12 protein-coding genes are annotated in these 14,321 nt (G+C 69.3%); 4 read left to right on the top strand and 8 right to left on the bottom strand.

Annotated features, from left to right (window positions below; translation table 11 throughout):
• Positions 1 to 138: 138 nt before the first annotated feature.
• Positions 139 to 927: a phosphate/phosphite/phosphonate ABC transporter substrate-binding protein gene (locus FE263_RS05925; protein WP_138325061.1), complete on the top strand. Its 789-nt coding sequence runs from the start codon at positions 139 to 141 to the stop codon at positions 925 to 927.
• Positions 928 to 935: 8 nt separating this feature from the next.
• Positions 936 to 1,106 carry a DUF2256 domain-containing protein gene (locus FE263_RS05930; RefSeq protein ID WP_138325062.1) on the top strand — a complete coding sequence of 57 codons (171 nt, stop codon included), beginning with the start codon at positions 936 to 938 and terminating at the stop codon, positions 1,104 to 1,106.
• Here FE263_RS05930 and FE263_RS05935 read toward each other — a convergent pair.
• The 6 genes from FE263_RS05935 to FE263_RS05960 form a co-directional block, all read right to left on the bottom strand.
• Positions 1,084 to 3,468, bottom strand: a complete 2,385-nt coding sequence (locus FE263_RS05935) for a TonB-dependent receptor (protein ID WP_138325063.1) — start codon at positions 3,466 to 3,468, stop codon at positions 1,084 to 1,086. The two genes, FE263_RS05930 and FE263_RS05935, sit on opposite strands and share 23 nt — an antisense overlap.
• Positions 3,469 to 3,601: 133 nt before the next feature.
• Positions 3,602 to 5,119, bottom strand: a complete 1,518-nt coding sequence (locus FE263_RS05940; protein ID WP_138325064.1) for an efflux transporter outer membrane subunit — start codon at positions 5,117 to 5,119, stop codon at positions 3,602 to 3,604.
• Positions 5,120 to 5,130: 11 nt separating this feature from the next.
• Complete coding sequence (locus FE263_RS05945) at positions 5,131 to 6,042, bottom strand: efflux RND transporter periplasmic adaptor subunit (RefSeq protein WP_138325651.1); 912 nt, start codon at positions 6,040 to 6,042, stop codon at positions 5,131 to 5,133.
• A 24-nt stretch (positions 6,043 to 6,066) separates the two neighbouring features.
• Positions 6,067 to 6,261, bottom strand: coding sequence for a DUF1656 domain-containing protein (locus tag FE263_RS05950; protein WP_138325065.1), 195 nt, complete (start codon positions 6,259 to 6,261; stop codon positions 6,067 to 6,069).
• Positions 6,261 to 8,408, bottom strand: a complete 2,148-nt coding sequence (locus FE263_RS05955; RefSeq protein WP_138325066.1) for an FUSC family protein — start codon at positions 8,406 to 8,408, stop codon at positions 6,261 to 6,263. Before FE263_RS05955 ends, FE263_RS05950 begins: the two co-directional genes overlap by 1 nt.
• Positions 8,405 to 8,920, bottom strand: a complete 516-nt coding sequence (locus FE263_RS05960) for a MarR family winged helix-turn-helix transcriptional regulator (protein ID WP_240759074.1) — start codon at positions 8,918 to 8,920, stop codon at positions 8,405 to 8,407. The genes FE263_RS05955 and FE263_RS05960 overlap by 4 nt, the downstream gene beginning before the upstream one ends.
• Positions 8,921 to 9,017: 97 nt before the next feature.
• On the opposite strand from FE263_RS05960, the gene FE263_RS05965 reads away from it, so the two are divergent.
• Positions 9,018 to 9,839 carry a universal stress protein gene (locus FE263_RS05965; RefSeq protein WP_171033973.1) on the top strand — a complete coding sequence of 274 codons (822 nt, stop codon included), beginning with the start codon at positions 9,018 to 9,020 and terminating at the stop codon, positions 9,837 to 9,839.
• A gap of 159 nt (positions 9,840 to 9,998) precedes the next feature.
• Positions 9,999 to 10,124, top strand: a complete 126-nt coding sequence (locus FE263_RS22785) for a hypothetical protein (protein WP_276611174.1) — start codon at positions 9,999 to 10,001, stop codon at positions 10,122 to 10,124.
• Here FE263_RS22785 and arfB read toward each other — a convergent pair.
• Both arfB and FE263_RS05975 read right to left on the bottom strand, forming a co-directional pair.
• Complete coding sequence (gene arfB / locus FE263_RS05970) at positions 10,121 to 10,543, bottom strand: alternative ribosome rescue aminoacyl-tRNA hydrolase ArfB (RefSeq protein ID WP_138325069.1); 423 nt, start codon at positions 10,541 to 10,543, stop codon at positions 10,121 to 10,123. The two genes, FE263_RS22785 and arfB, sit on opposite strands and share 4 nt — an antisense overlap.
• Positions 10,543 to 14,205 carry a hydantoinase B/oxoprolinase family protein gene (locus FE263_RS05975; RefSeq protein WP_240759082.1) on the bottom strand — a complete coding sequence of 1,221 codons (3,663 nt, stop codon included), beginning with the start codon at positions 14,203 to 14,205 and terminating at the stop codon, positions 10,543 to 10,545. Before FE263_RS05975 ends, arfB begins: the two co-directional genes overlap by 1 nt.
• Positions 14,206 to 14,321 lie beyond the last annotated feature (116 nt).

A 14,321-nucleotide genomic window follows, 5' to 3' on the forward strand; every position in this document is an offset into this window, starting at 1 on the left:
GTCGGTTCGCCTCCCCCTGGCGTGCAGCAGTATCTCTCGAGTAAGTTAGCAAGAAGCTAATAACACCTAGATAAGTCGCTATTCGGATTAAGTCCACTGCTGTTGCGTGATATACGGGCCCGTCGCCTGGCCCTGCCGATGTACGATCTGCCGGAGCTCGCCTGGGCGACCGATGCGTTCGCCGACGCGCTGCTGCGCCGGCTGTCCAGCGCCGGCCTCGCGGGGTTGCCGCCTCATCGTGAGAAACCGGCGGAGCTGCTCGCATTGTGGCGTGACCCAGACCTCTTGATGGCGCAGACCTGCGGCTATCCGCTGGTCGGCACGCTGCGGGCCCGGGTCCGGCTGGTGGCGACCCCTTGCTACCGGGCGCCCGGCTGCGAGGGCGCCTGGATGCGCAGCGCCATCGTGATCGGCGCCGGTGATCCCGCCGGCAGCCTCGAGGACCTGCGCGGTCGCGTCATCGGCGCGATCAACGGCAGCGACAGCAATTCCGGCATGAACCTGCTTCGCGCCGCAGTGGCGCCGCTGGCGCGCGGCGCGCCGTTCTTTCGCGACATCATCGTCACCGGGTCGCATGTGGAGAGCCTGCGCGCGGTGCGGGGCGGGCACGCGGGTCTCGCCGCCATCGACTGCGTGACGCTTGCCCTGCTGCGCCGGATCCGGCCCGAAGCCCTCGATGGCGTGCGCCTGCTGGACTGGACGCCCGCATCGCCCGGGCTGCCGCTGGTGACCGCGACCGGTACTACGGATACGGAGCTGACCGTCCTGAGGGCGGCGCTTGCCGGCCTGCTGCGCGACCCGGCGCTGGCGGCGGTACGCGAGGCGTTGCTGATCGAGGATTTCCAAATCCTCGACGAGGCCGGGTATGCGGTCATCGCGGAATTGGAGCGCCAGGCGTCGGAAGCCGGCATGGCGGTGCTGCGGTGACCGGACCCATGCGGCGCAAGGGGGACCTGCCGAGCCGGACCTGCGTGCAGTGCGGCCGGCCGTTCGCCTGGCGCCGGAAATGGGCCCGCGTGTGGGACGAGGTCCAATACTGTTCGGAGGCCTGCCGCCGGGCGGCGAAGCAGGCCAGGGCAGACGTCAGAACGCCGACTTCACGGTGACGATGGCGGCGAAGCCCTCGCCGATATTGTAGGTCGGCGCCGACCCCGGGACCGTGGTGCCATAGACGCCAGTGGTGGTCTTCGCATTGGTGGTGAGCGAGTTGATGCCGGACAGGAATTGGTTGTTGGTGAGGTTGATCAGGTTGAGCTGGATCGTCGGCGCCTTGGCCGGCCCGATATCCGAAAAGCGCATGCCGACCGTGCCGCCCATCTCGTAGTACGCCGGCAGCACCTCGTCATTCATGAAGGTCGCGAACTGCCGCCCGATATAGCGCACGGTGTAGTTGCCGAAGAAGCGGCCGTCATCGTAGTCGAGCGCCGCCGAGAACACCCAGGCGGGGCTGCGCACCGCGGTCTTGCCGGTGGTCGGCAGGTAGTCGCCGCCGGCCTCGATGTTGTTGTCGATGGTGGCATGCAGGTACTGGCCGGAGACATACGGGCGGAAATGCCCGATCGGCCGCAGGCCGGCTTCGAGATCGACACCGTCCGAGGTCTGGCCGCCGGCATTGATGTCGGTGGTGATGGCGTTGTTGGTGCCCGGCACCACGCTCTGCAGCTGGCGGTTGGTGAAGTTGTAGTGGAAATAGGTGGCCGATGCGACCAGCAGGTCGCCGGCATAGCGGTAGCCGAGTTCCTCCGAGATGGAGTATTCGTCGCGGACGTTGTTGCCGCCGAGGAAGGTGGTGGAGCCGTCGACGTAGCTATAGGTGTTGTACAGCGTGGTGTTCACCGGCGAGCGGAAATTGGTGGTGACGCTGGCGAACACCTGGTTCCTGCTGTTGATCTGGTAGCGCGCCGAGATCGCCGGCAGCGGCTGCGCATCGTTGATGCTAGATTTGTATTGCGGACCGGGGAGGTTGTTGGTGCCATCACGGTTGACGATCGCTTCCTTGAAGCCGGCCTGGATGCTCAGCCGGTCGTTCAGCAGGCTGATGGTGTCGCCGAGGAACAGCGCGTTCACGCTGGTCTTGGTGTCGATATCCTGGCCGAGCAGGCGCAGGCCGTTCAGCGCCTTGATGTTCGAGACCTCGCCATAGACGTTGCTTGGCTCGCCGATGTAGCTGACCGGGCTGTACGGCTCGGTGTCGTGGTCGTTCGAGTAGTCGAACCACCAGCCGGCGAAGAAGTCGTTGATCCCGAAACGGTAGTCGGTCTTGGCGGTGAAACCGCCGCGATACTGGCTGTCCTCGAAGGCGAGGATGCCTTCGGCGTTGGCGAAGTTGTTCGCAGCCGACGGCGTGATCGGGTACGGTAGAACGCTCGGGCTGTTTATCAGCTGGGCGCCCTGGTAGTTTTGCGTCTGATACAGCCCGGTTCCGATGGTGGCGTTGCCGTAGCCGCGCCACAAATACGGCGTGAAGTCGGCGCTCCATCGGTCGGTGAGGGTGAAGTGCGACGGCGCGCTGAGATTGACGTTCCTGTACGGGTTGCGGTTGAGTTTCCAGTAGTTGCTGTCGCCGGGCGTGTAGGTGCCGTCGAAATTATACGAGGTGCGGTACTGTCCCCACTGCGCCAGCGTCGGGTTGGTGTAGCTGTTCTGCGTCGACCACTGGTAGGCGCCGACGACCGACACGTGGTTGCCCTGGCCCCACTCCTTCACCGCCTTGAAGTCGATATGGTTTCTCTCGTCGGTACCGGAGCCGCGCCAGGCGACGTCGTGCTGGTGCGAATACGAGATGAACGCCTTGATGCCGGTATTGCCGATCTCGCCGGAGTTCAGGCGAATGAATTCGCGGTTGTACTTGTAGGTGCCATAGCCGTAGTCGACCAGGCCGCCGAACTTGTCGGTAGGCTCGCTGTCATGGAAGGTGAACAGGCCGCCCGAGCCGTTGATGGTCGGCGTGTCGATGTTCGAGGAGCCCTGCTGCAGGCTGAGATCTTCCAGGTTCTCGTTGTCGGCGAATTCGGACGGGTAGGTGGTGTACGCTCCCACGTCGGAGATCGGCGAGCCTTCCCAGATGAACGCCATCTCGGTGTTGTCGAGGCCGCGCATCGAGATCTGGCCGCCGGACAGCCCCCAGGGATCGACTTCCGAAACCACCACGCCGGGCAGCAGCTGCACCAGCATGAACGGGCTCTGCGCCGGCGCCTGCTTGGCGATGTAGTCCTTGCTGACCGTGCTGCGCGATTTCGGCGCCACCTCCTTCTTGATCAGGCCGCCGCCGGGCTGCAGGCCGGTGACACCGTCCGCGCTATGGTGGCCCTTGCTCGCCTGCACGACGATAGACTCCTCGCCACCCCCCGCCGCTGCCCTGGTGGCGGCGGGCGTCGCCGTCGCGGCAGTCTGGGCCATCGCCTTGCGGTCGAGGCCGGACAGGGTGGTGGTCGCCAGGAGGGCTGCGATCGCAAGGCGTGGAGGCATGGGCCGGAAGCTCCTGGTTGCGGTTGGCAGTGCCGCAAAGCAAGCCCGATGCCAGGATCCCGAGTGCCCGCCGCCTCCGGGCAGACGACGCAATCTTGTTGCTCAAGAGAGACTATTTCCGGGTCGACGCCGGTCAGGGAAGGACCTCGCTCGGCAGGTGCCCCGCATGGTTCAGCCAGCCATGCTGCGCGAGGGTGTGCTGGGTCGTCACGTCGACCGGCAACTGCGTCGCGGTCAGCGGCACGCCCTGCCAGCCGGCGCCGAGAGCGGTGTACAGCGCCACCGCATCGGTCAGTTCGGCGAGATCGCCGAGTGCAGCGAGATCCTGCGACTGCAGGGTCGCCCGTTCCGCCGTCAGCACGTCGAGGAAGCCCACCAGTCCGGCGGCATACAGCCGACGTGCGCGATCGAGCGCCAGCGCGTTGTCGGCGGCGGCGCGTCGCAGGGTGACGTCGCGCAGGCGGTCGTTGCGATAGGCGACCAGCCGGTCCTCGACCTCGCGGAAGGCGGTCAGCACGGTCTGGCGGTACGCAAGTCGTCCGGCCTCCGCCTCGGCACGGGCCTGGCGCACCTGCGCGCTCAGCCTGCCACCATGATACAGCGGCTGCGCGGCGCTGAGCACGAGCTGGAAGGCCAGGCTGTCGGCTGCCAGCAGCTCGTGGATCATGCTGGACTGCAACCCCAGCGAGAGCGGCAGCGAGAAGTCTGGATAGAGCTGCGCGACCGCCACCCCGATGCGCGCGGTGGCCTCGGCGTATTGCCGCTCGGCACGCCTGATGTCCGGCCGGTTGGCGATCACCATCGACGGCAGCGTCACCGGAAGTGCCGGCACGGTCGGATACGGCGCCGGCGTCTCGAGCATTGCCTCGACACTGCCGGGCATCTCGCCCAGCAGCACGCCGATCGCGTGGGCCAGCTGGGCGACGCGCGTCTGCAGCGGCGGCAGCGAGGATTGCTCGGTTTCCAGCTCGGCCTGCGCCTGCGCCACCTGCAGGTTGGTGCCGAGGCCCTCGGTGAACACGCGGTTGGCCAGGTCCAGCGCCTGCCGCGCCGTCTTGATGTTCTGCCGCGCGATCGCGATCTGGCGCTGGGTGGCGCGCAGGGTGACGTAGTCGTCCACGAGTTCGCCGAGGATCGCCACCAGCATGCCGCGACGCGCCTCGATGTCGGCGCCGAGCTCATCGTCCTGCGCCTCGATGGAGCGGCGTATGCGCCCGAACACGTCGAGCTCCCAGCTGGCGCTGAAACCGGGCGCCCACAACCGGTTGCTCGACGAGATGCCGGGCAATGGCGGGTATTGCAGCGTGGTCGAGAAGCGCTGGATGCCGGCCTGGTCCACCGTATCGACCTGCGGCGCCAGCTGGGCGGCAACCTCGTCGCGCACGTCATGCGCCGACAGCAGTCGCTGGCCGGCGATCTGCAGGTCGAGGTTGCCGTCGATGGCGCGTTGCACGAGCTGGTCGAGGATCGGATCGTTGAACGCCGCCCACCAGGCGCGCAGCTGGTCGCGCGTGCGAGCCAGCTCTTCCGGCGTGGCCGGATGCTCGGTCCAGTTGCCGGGCACATCCGTGCGCGGCGGCCTGTAGTCGGGCCCGAGCATGCAGCCGGTCAGCAATCCGCCGGCCAGCACGACCTCGATGATGCGCCTCATCACGGCGCCGCTCAGAGATGGTCCTCGAACCAGGAGCCCAGCCGTGCATGATTGCGATCCGCCTCGCGCCCGATGCTCACCGAGCATGTCATGCCTGCGGCCAGCGTGATGCCGGCGGGAACCTGGTCGATATGGATGCGCACCGGGATGCGCTGCGCCAGCCGCACCCAGGTGAAGACCGGGCTGACATCCTGCAGGCCGAGCCGGTCCGGATTGCCGTTCTGGTCGTTGATGCCGCGCGTGATGCTCTCGACATGGCCCGAGAGCAGCGCGTCGTAACCCATCAGCTTCATGCGCGCCGGCTCGCCGACATGCACGCCCTGCAGCTTGGTCTCCTCGAAATAGCCGTAGATCCAGAAACTGTCGGAATCGAGCACCGCGAGACGCGGCTGGCCGGCATTGACGTAGTCGCCGTTGCGCAACAGCAGGTTGGTGACGTAGCCGTTGACCGGTGCATACAAAGTGGCCCGGGCAAGGTTGAGCTGCGCGAGATCCACCGAAGCCTGCGCGGAATCGACCGCCGCCTGCGCGGTGTCGGCGACACTGGTGAAGCGCTCGCGCTCCTCGGCGGAGACGATGCCGCTGAGCCCCTGCCGGCGCCTGGCGTCCGACTGCCGCAGCCGCAGATCCTCGCGCGCGGTCTCGAGCTGTGCCTGCGCCTGCGCGATGGCGATGCGGAAGCGCACCGGATCGATCACGAACAACGCATCGCCGCGATGCACGAACTGGTTGTCGTGCACCAGCAGCTCGGTGACGGTGCCGGACACCTCCGGGGCGACATCCACCACGTAGGCGCGCACGCGGCCGTCCCGGGTCCAGGGTGCCACCATGTAGGTGCGCCAGAGCGCGGCGCCGAGCCAGACGGCCAGGGCGACCATCGCCAGGGTGATCGCGACGCGTATCGCGCCGCGCAACAGGGACAGGACCAGCATCGGACGCCTAATCTCTCAGACCAGCAGGACGAGCAGCGACAGCACGCTCAGGTAGAGCGCCACCTCGAACAGGGCGAGGTGCCAGACCAGGCGCATGAAGCCGATCCGCCACATCACCGTGCGCAGCAGCAGCGTGATCGGCAGCGCCGCCAGCGCATAAAGCACGATCGGCGCGAACAGCACGCCGTCGAGGTTCGCCTCGCTGAGCATCAGGCGCGCCTCTCCCCGGCCTGCAGGGAGGGACCGAAGTAGACGAAGAAGTCCGGCACCGCCTCGATCAGCACCGACAGCTCGTGCAGGATGGCGGCGAGGCGGCGGGCGCCCGGACTGTCGTCGGGCAGCACGATCCGCGCCGCCGTTCCGGTCGCACGCGCCGCATCGTGCGGATCCCGCCGCAGCCGTCCGATGGCGTCCAGCGCGTCGCGGATCGACGCCCTGGCGGGCGCGCCGAGCTCGGTCTGCAGCAGCAGCCGGCGCAGCCGCAGGACGTCGCAGCCGATCTCGACGGCGATGAAGGCGCTGTCGACGATGTCGCGGCGCGGGGGGCCGGGCATCGCCTGCACGCGCTGCATCAGACGCAGGGTCTTCTGCATCTGCATGTTCTCCCACACCTCGTGCCCCGGTGGCCGGCGTCCGGTGCCGAGCCGGGCGACGGCGCGGGCGAGCGAGGCGACCAGGCGCTCGATGTCGCGCACCGGGTTCGGCGGCAGCAGCGCCCGGAACACCACCACCAGCGCGGCGGTGCCGATGATGAAGGCAAGCCAGCCGTTGACGAGCGCGATGTCGTCGAAGCGGATCGGGTTGCCGACGCTGATCATGGCATTGAAGAACACCACGTAGCCGAACGCCTTGAGGCCGTGGCGTGGATGAAACTGCAGCCAGATGCCGGGCAGCAATGCGATCGCAAGGCTTGCGAGCAGCAGAGGAAAGCCGGTGATCTGCGGCAGCATCAGCGTCTCGCAGACGTAGCTGGCCGGGATCGCCAGCAGCGTACCGAGGGCGAAGTCGATACTGGCGCGCGACGCGCTCGGGTTGGTCGCCAGCAGGCAGGCGGCGGGCACCAGGTAGGCGAGCAGGGTCGGCCCCGAGGGCCACCGGGTCACATACCAGAACAGGCAGCCGAGCATGGTCACGATGAAGCCGCGCAGGCCGTTGCGCAGCGCGGTCGGCCAGTCGAGAAAGGGCCGCAGCCGGACTTGTTGCCGCCTGGTGGTTGGCGAGGGGTGGTCGGACAGTCGGCTGACGGTCTCGTGCAGGCGGTCGAGCAGGTCGTGCGTGCGCTCGATGGCGCCGAGCTGTTCGAGGTCGTCGCGCCCGGGGGCTGGAATGCCGCCGCCCTCGCGTCTCGCCGCCAGCCGGTCACGCGCCGCGGCAAGGCCGGCCAGCAGTTGCGGCGCCTCGGTCTCCGTGTAGGACCCCAGGGCGGCGATGGCCTCGTCGGCGCCGGTCATCGCCTCGGCGGCGTGGCGCAGCCGGTGATGCAGCGGATGCAGCGAGGCAAGGGTCCCGAGCAGGCTGGCGACGCCCGCGCGCAGCCGTCCGGCACGGCGGGCGACCTCGGTGCTGTCGGCGGCGGCGTATTCGATGATCTCGAGCAGGCCGTTCGCCTGCGTGATCAGGGTGCCGCGATAGTCATAGAAGGATTCCGGCAACGCCCCCGGCCGGGTCGTGCCGGCGTGCGTGGCCAGCGCGGCGGCTGCATCGTCGCGCTCGGCGGCCGGAGGCGGCTGCACGCGGAAGAAGCCCTGGGCATCGGCGAGGGCCGCGGCAGTGTTCCGGATGGTCGCGCGAGTGGCGTCGGCGAGGCGGGACGGCGGGCGCACCGCCGTCAGCAGGAATACCAGCGCCGCCGAGGCGATGCCGACGGAGACCGCAGACAGCCTGGACAGCGCGCTCAGGAACACCGTCTCGGGATGCGCGAAGGCGGAGGCGCAGACGATGATGATGGTGTAGCCGGCGAGCACCGCGCCGTATGCCTTGAAGAAGCGCAGCAGGGTCGAGAACACGCAGGCGGCGCCGATCCAGAGCGACAGCGCGAGGTAGAACAGGATCGGCGATTGCGCGAAGGCCGCCATCAGCAGGATTGCCGCCGAGGCGCCGATGAAGGTGCCCAGCAGGCGCCAGAGGCTCTTGGAGACGAGTGCGCCGCTGACCGGGTTGGCCACGATCAGCACGGTGATCACCGAGGAAAGCGGCGCCTGCAGCTGCAAGGCAAACGCGACGTAGAGCGCAACCCCGATCGCGGTCAGCGTCCGCAGGCAGTACAGCATGGTCGGGCCGTGCTGCCGGAACGGGACGATGTCGTGGATGAGGTTGCGCCAGGACAGGAGGGCAGGCGCGGGGCGGGGCAGCGTCATGAACGCTGCCGATCGTCCGGCGCATCATCGGCCGGCCGCTGCAGCATGGCGCGCTCGATGCGGTCGAAGATGGAGGCGCACAGCCGCCGCTCGTCCTCGCTGACCGCCGCCAGCACGCGGGTGCCGACCGCCTCGCAGACCGCATAGACCTGCCGGTACAGATTTGCGCCGGCCGGGGTCACGCTGATCCGTTTCGAGCGCCGGTCGAGCACGTCGCCGACGCGCTCGATCAGGCCGCCCTGCTCGAGCCGGTCGAGCAGCCGCACCAGCGAGGTGCTTTCGATGTCGAGAGCGCGCGCCAGATCGGTCTGCCGCGCCGGCGCCTCCATCTGGCCCAGCATCAGGATGGGCCGCCAGGTGGCCTCGGTGAGGCCGAAATGGCGTAGTTCGAGATCGACCTCGCGACGCCAGCCGGCGCCGAGCCGCGACATGCGCCGGCCGAACTCCACCATCCCGATGCTGTCGCCGCACATGCCGAAGGCTATAGCGCGACGGATAGGAAGTCTCCACATGATATGCATGCTCGCCACTCGGCCAGGCGACCGCCACGTGCTTGATCTTTCGTCGTTCAGGCTTATCACAACATCCAACCTCTCCCGGGAGCCGTCCATGCGCAGGATCCTTGTGCCGTTACCCGGTCCGGAGGAGGCGGAGGCGCTGCTCGACATCGCGCTGCATCTCGCCGCTCCGACCGGCGCCCAGATCGAGGTCGCCTACGTGCCCGACCCGCTCGACGAGCCGGAACCGGGACCGGTGCCGGCCGATGCCGAGGGGGGATCGCTGCCGGCCCTCTACGAACGCTGGGCGCGCCGCGTATCGGCGGGCCACCGGATCGCCACCGCCTGGCAGGTGATCCCGGATGGCGTGGTGTATGCGAGCGCGGCGCTCGGCCGTGCCTGCGACCTGATGGTGACGCGCTCCGCCGGGCGTCTGGTCAGCGAGGACGGCATCCTGGCCGCGACCCGTGGCGAGCGCGGCTTCCGGGATGCGCTGCTGGCCTCCGGACGCGCCGTGCTGCTGGCGCCGATGGCACGCATCGATCCGGCATCCCTGCTTGAGACCGTGGTTGTCGCCTGGGACGGCAGCGCCGGAGCCTCGCATGCGCTGGCGCAGTCGTTGCCGCTGCTGGCGCGGGCGCGGCGGGTGCGGGTGGTGGTGATCGGCCGCAACACGGTGGGCGAGCAGGCGCGCGAGGCGATCCTGTCCTATGCGAGGCTGTGGAACGACGACGCGGCGCTGCTGGTGCAGGACAATGCACACCGCCAGACCGGCCGCGGCCTCCTGGACACGATGCGCCGGGAACGGGCGAGCCTGGTGGTGATGGGCGTCTGCGGCCGCTCGCACCCACCCGGCAGCACCGGGACGGCGCTGGGAGGGACGCTGCTCAAGGTGATCGAGGACGGCCGCATCCCGATCCTGACGGCGACCTGATCGGGCGTCCGAGGATGTGGGCACCGCAAGCCGGCGTCGCCAAGGAGCTCGAAGCCGGGGAAGTCGTGCGGTGGGCCGGTACACCACCGATGCTGCCGAAGCTCGTGCGCCAGATCTGGCAGATCTCGTTCGGGCTCTGCATGGCCGGATCGATCATCCATGGACGCGTGCAACGATCCCGGACAGCCGATGGCGTCGAACCCGGGTTCCATCGTGTTCATGGCGCTGTTCATCGGCACCGGGTTGTTCCTTGTCGTCGGCGACCTGAAAGCCCCTACCGCCTAATCAGGATCGCGGAAGCTCCGGTTTCGCTTTGTTGCCGAGCGGTGGCTCTTGGTCTCCAGCCTTCGCTGTCGCTCGCCGAAGGAGGGCCGGGTCGCTCGCCGCTTGACCGGCGGTTCCGCGGCCTCGCGGATCAGGGCCAGCAGGCGCTCGATCGCATCCTGCCGGTTGCGATCCTGCGAGCGATATTGCCGCGCGGTGATGACGATGACGCCGTCGCGCGTCACCCGCTGGCCGGCGAGCGCCTGCAGTCGCGCCTTGACCGGGTTCGGCAGCGACAGGGTGAACCGGGCATCGAAACGAAGCTGCGCGGCGGTCGCCACCTTGTTGACGTTCTGGCCGCCAGGGCCACCGGCCTGGATGAAGCTGATCTCGATCTCGCTCTCGTCGATGGAGAGGCCGTTGGCGATATCGAGGCGCATCAGGGATTGCCATAGCCGCCGCCACCCGGCGTGCGGACGCACAGCAGGTCGCCAGCCTGCAACTGCATCTGCGCGATGCCGCCGATCGGCTCGATGCTGCCATCGGCGCGCTCGATATGCTGCTCCCCGGGCAGGCCGGGCGCGCCGCCCCGCAGTCCGAAAGGGCCGCGCTCGCGCGACGAGGCGACCAGCACCGCGGTCATCGGCTGCAGGAAGCGCAACCGCCGTTCGACACCATCGCCGCCACGATGTGCGCCGATGCCGCCGGAGCCGCGCCGGATGGCGAACGCTTCCAGCCGCACCGGAAAGCGCCGTTCCAGCACTTCGGGATCGGTCATCCGCGTATTGGTCATGTGGCTCTGCACCGCGCTGGCGCCATCGAAATCCGCCCCCGCGCCGCCACCGCCGCAGATGGTCTCGTAGTATTGCCGGGTGGCGTCACCGAACAGCAGGTTGTTCATGGTGCCCTGGCTGCTGGCCAGCCGGCCGAGGGCGCCGAGGAGTGCGACGCAGGCTGCCTGCGAGACCTCGGTGTTGCCGGCCACCACTGCGGCTCCGGGCGCCGGCGACAGGAAGCTGCCGGGCGGCATCACGATGCGCAGCGGCACCAGGCAGCCGTCGTTGAGAGGGATGTCGTCGCCGGCGAGGCAGCGGAACACGTACAGCACCACCGCGCGCACCACCGCCGGCGGCGCGTTGAAGTTGCCCGGATGCTGCGCCGAGGTGCCGGTGAAGTCGATCACCGCCTCGCGCGCCGCGCGGTCGATGCGGACCGCGACCTGCAGCGCGGAGCCGCCATCCATCCGCAGCCGGAACGCGCCATCCTCGAGCCGGTCGATGGCGCGCCGCACGCTCTCCTCGGCATTGGCCATCACGTCGCGCATGGCCGTGCGCATGGAGTCGGTGCCGTGCCGGCGCATCGCAGCCTGAAGGGCGCGCGCGGCATGGGCGTTGGCGGCGACCTGGGCTGCGATATCGGCGACATTGACGTCCGGGCTGCGGGCCGGATACGGGCCGGCTGCAAGCAGGTCGCGGAACTCCCGCTCGCGCAGGACGCCGCTGGAGACGATCTGGAAATCGTCGATGACGACGCCCTCCTCGTCAAGCCGGCGCGAGAATGCGGGCGTCGAACCCGGCGTGATGCCGCCGATATCGGCGTGATGCCCGCGCGAGCCGACGAAGAACACCGGCGGCGCATCGGGATCGTCGAACACCGGCGTGATGACGGTGATGTCCGGAAGATGCGTGCCGCCGTCGAACGGATTGTTGAGCGCGATCGCATCGCCGGGCCGCAGCGTGTCGCCGCGCCGACGCAGCACGGTGCGCACGCTCTCGCCCATCGCGCCGAGATGCACCGGAACGTGCGGCGCATTGGCGACCAGGCGTCCATCCTGGTCGAACAGCGCCACCGAGAAATCCAGCCGCTCGCGGATGTTGACGCTCTGCGCGGTGTTCTGCAGCACGCTGCCGGCCTGCTGCGCGATGGTCATGAACAGGTTGCGGAACAGCTCGACGCGCAGCGCGTCGGGATCGGCCTGTTGCGCCGTGGTGCCGTCCAGATGTTGCGTCGCGTCGCGTGTCAGCACCATGTCGTTGCGCGCGGTGATGGCGGCGCGCCATCCGGGCTCTATCACGGTCAACGCGTTGGCCTCGCTGACGAGTGCGGGGCCGTCGAGGATATCACCGGCGCACAGCGTGGCGCGGTCGAACAGCATCGCCTCGTGCACGTGGCCACCACTGCGGAACCGCACCGGCGTGAGCGGCTGCAACGAGGTACCGGCCGGGCGCGGCGAGGCAGCGGCGAGTGGCGGGGACGGCGCCGGCTCGGCCGCCTCGACCGCGACCGCGTCGACGATGATGCCGCCGGAGATGATGCCGGCAGGATGCGGATCGAAACCGAACCGCGCGCGGTGCTGCTCCAGGAAGCGCACCTCGATTTGCGGCAGTGTCTCGAGCGGCACCACCAGCACCGCATCCGAGCCGCTGCGGCGCAGATGCAGCCGCCGCGTCACAGTGGCCTCGGCGACATCCTGCTCGGCGAGCGCCGCCCGCGCCTCGCACTCGAGCGCGTATGCCAAGTGCAGCAGGTCGGGCAACGCATCTTCGTCCAGCGTCCGCTCGACCGCCTGCTCGCGCAGTACCACACGGGCGGCCAGCGCCATGCCGAAGGCGGACAGCACCCCCGCCATCGGATGCACCAGCACCGTGCGCATGCCCAGCGCCTCGGCCACCAGGCAGGCATGCTGGCCGCCGGCGCCGCCGAAGCAGTGCAGGGCGTAGTCGCGGGGGTCCTCGCCGCGACGCACCGAGATCTCGCGGATCGCGTTGGCCATGTTGTCGACCGCGATGCGCAGGAAGCCTTCCGCCAGATCGTCCGGGTGCGGCCGGCTGCCGGTCGCATCGTCGATCTCGTCCGCCAACCCAGCGAAGCCGTCATGCACGGCGCGGGCGTCGAGCGGCGCGTCGCCGTTCGGGCCGAACAGGCGCGGGAAACGGTCGGGCACCAGCCGGCCGAGCGCGATGTTGGCGTCCGTGACGGTCAGCGGACCGCCGCGTCCGTAGCCGCGCGGACCGGGAGCGGCGCCGGCGCTGGCCGGTCCGACCCGCAGCCGGGAGCCGTCGAAGCGCAGGATGGAGCCGCCGCCGGCCGCCACCGTGTTGATCGCCAGCATCGGCACCCGCACCGGGATGCGCAGGCCGAGGCCGGCAATTCTGGTGTCGTAGCTGCGCTCGAATTGGCCGTCATAGAGTGCCACGTCGGTCGAGGTGCCACCCATGTCGAAGCTGATGACGCGAGGCAGCCCGGCCGCCTCGGCGGTGCGTGCGGCGCCGACGATGCCGCCGGCCGGTCCGGACAGGATCGCCTGGCAGCCGGTGAAGTGCGCGCCGTCGGCAAGGCCGCCGCTCGACTGCATGAACAGCAGCCGGACGCCGGGGAGCGCCGCCGCCAGGTGCGCGGTGTGCCGGCGCAGGATCGGCGACAGCGCGGCGTCCACCAGTGCCGTCTGCGCGCGCGGCACCAGCCGCAGCAGCGGGCTTACCGCATGGCCGGTCGAGACCTGGGTGAAGCCGGCGTCGCGAGCGAGCTTGGCGAGGCGCTGCTCCAGGCCGGGATGCTCCCAGGCATGGATCAGCGCGATGGCGCAGCTCTCGATGCCGGCCGCGCGCGCCGCCGACAGCACGCCGCAAGCATGGGCTTCGTCGAGCGGGGTCAGCAGGCTGCCATCCGCCGCGATGCGCCCGACGATCTCGGCGACCTGGCCGGGCAGCGGCTCCGGCAACCGGATGGCGAGGTCGAACAGGTCGGGCCGGCTCTGGTCGCCGATGCGCAGCAGGTCGGCATAGCCGGCATCGACCAGCAGCAGCACCGGCGCGGTGGTTCGGGAGAGCAGCGCATTGGTCGCGACCGTGGTGCCGAGCCTGACTTCCGCGACCAGGCCGGGCGGGATCGGGCCGCTCTCCGCTACCCCGAGCATGCCGGCGATGCCGGCGAGCGCGGCATCGGCGTATCGGCCGGCATCCTCGCTCAGCAGCTTGGCGGTGTGCAGCGCGCCGGCGGGGTCGCAGCCGACGATGTCGGTGAAGGTGCCGCCGCGATCGATCCAGAACCGCCACTGGCCGGACTTGCCTCCATTGTCAGGCGGTGGGCTCGTCATGGTCATGCGGCCTCCTGCCTGGGTGCGCCCTCTGCCTGGGTGCAACTGGCCTGCCGTAGGCTGGCACGCTAATCCTGTCCACCACCGTTGCCCCCGGGACTGCCGCCCGGCATGGCCCGGCC

This window comes from Lichenicoccus roseus, assembly GCF_005844085.1.
Classification (GTDB): domain Bacteria; phylum Pseudomonadota; class Alphaproteobacteria; order Acetobacterales; family Acetobacteraceae; genus Lichenicoccus; species Lichenicoccus roseus.

Bases quoted from the DNA above. Each gene is read 5' to 3' on its own strand.
- arfB (WP_138325069.1), bottom strand. From the start codon at position 10,543: ATGCGCCTCGATATCGCCAACGGCCTCTCCATCGACGAGAGCGAGATC.
- FE263_RS05955 (WP_138325066.1), bottom strand. From the start codon at position 8,408: ATGACGCTGCCCCGCCCCGCGCCTGCCCTCCTGTCCTGGCGCAACCTC.
- FE263_RS05960 (WP_240759074.1), bottom strand. From the start codon at position 8,920: ATGTGGAGACTTCCTATCCGTCGCGCTATAGCCTTCGGCATGTGCGGC.
- FE263_RS05940 (WP_138325064.1), bottom strand. From the start codon at position 5,119: ATGAGGCGCATCATCGAGGTCGTGCTGGCCGGCGGATTGCTGACCGGC.
- FE263_RS05950 (WP_138325065.1), bottom strand. From the start codon at position 6,261: ATGCTCAGCGAGGCGAACCTCGACGGCGTGCTGTTCGCGCCGATCGTG.
- FE263_RS05975 (WP_240759082.1), bottom strand. From the start codon at position 14,205: ATGACCATGACGAGCCCACCGCCTGACAATGGAGGCAAGTCCGGCCAG.
- FE263_RS05965 (WP_171033973.1), top strand. From the start codon at position 9,018: ATGCGCAGGATCCTTGTGCCGTTACCCGGTCCGGAGGAGGCGGAGGCG.
- FE263_RS22785 (WP_276611174.1), top strand. From the start codon at position 9,999: ATGGACGCGTGCAACGATCCCGGACAGCCGATGGCGTCGAACCCGGGT.
- FE263_RS05930 (WP_138325062.1), top strand. From the start codon at position 936: ATGCGGCGCAAGGGGGACCTGCCGAGCCGGACCTGCGTGCAGTGCGGC.
- FE263_RS05925 (WP_138325061.1), top strand. From the start codon at position 139: ATGTACGATCTGCCGGAGCTCGCCTGGGCGACCGATGCGTTCGCCGAC.
- FE263_RS05935 (WP_138325063.1), bottom strand. From the start codon at position 3,468: ATGCCTCCACGCCTTGCGATCGCAGCCCTCCTGGCGACCACCACCCTG.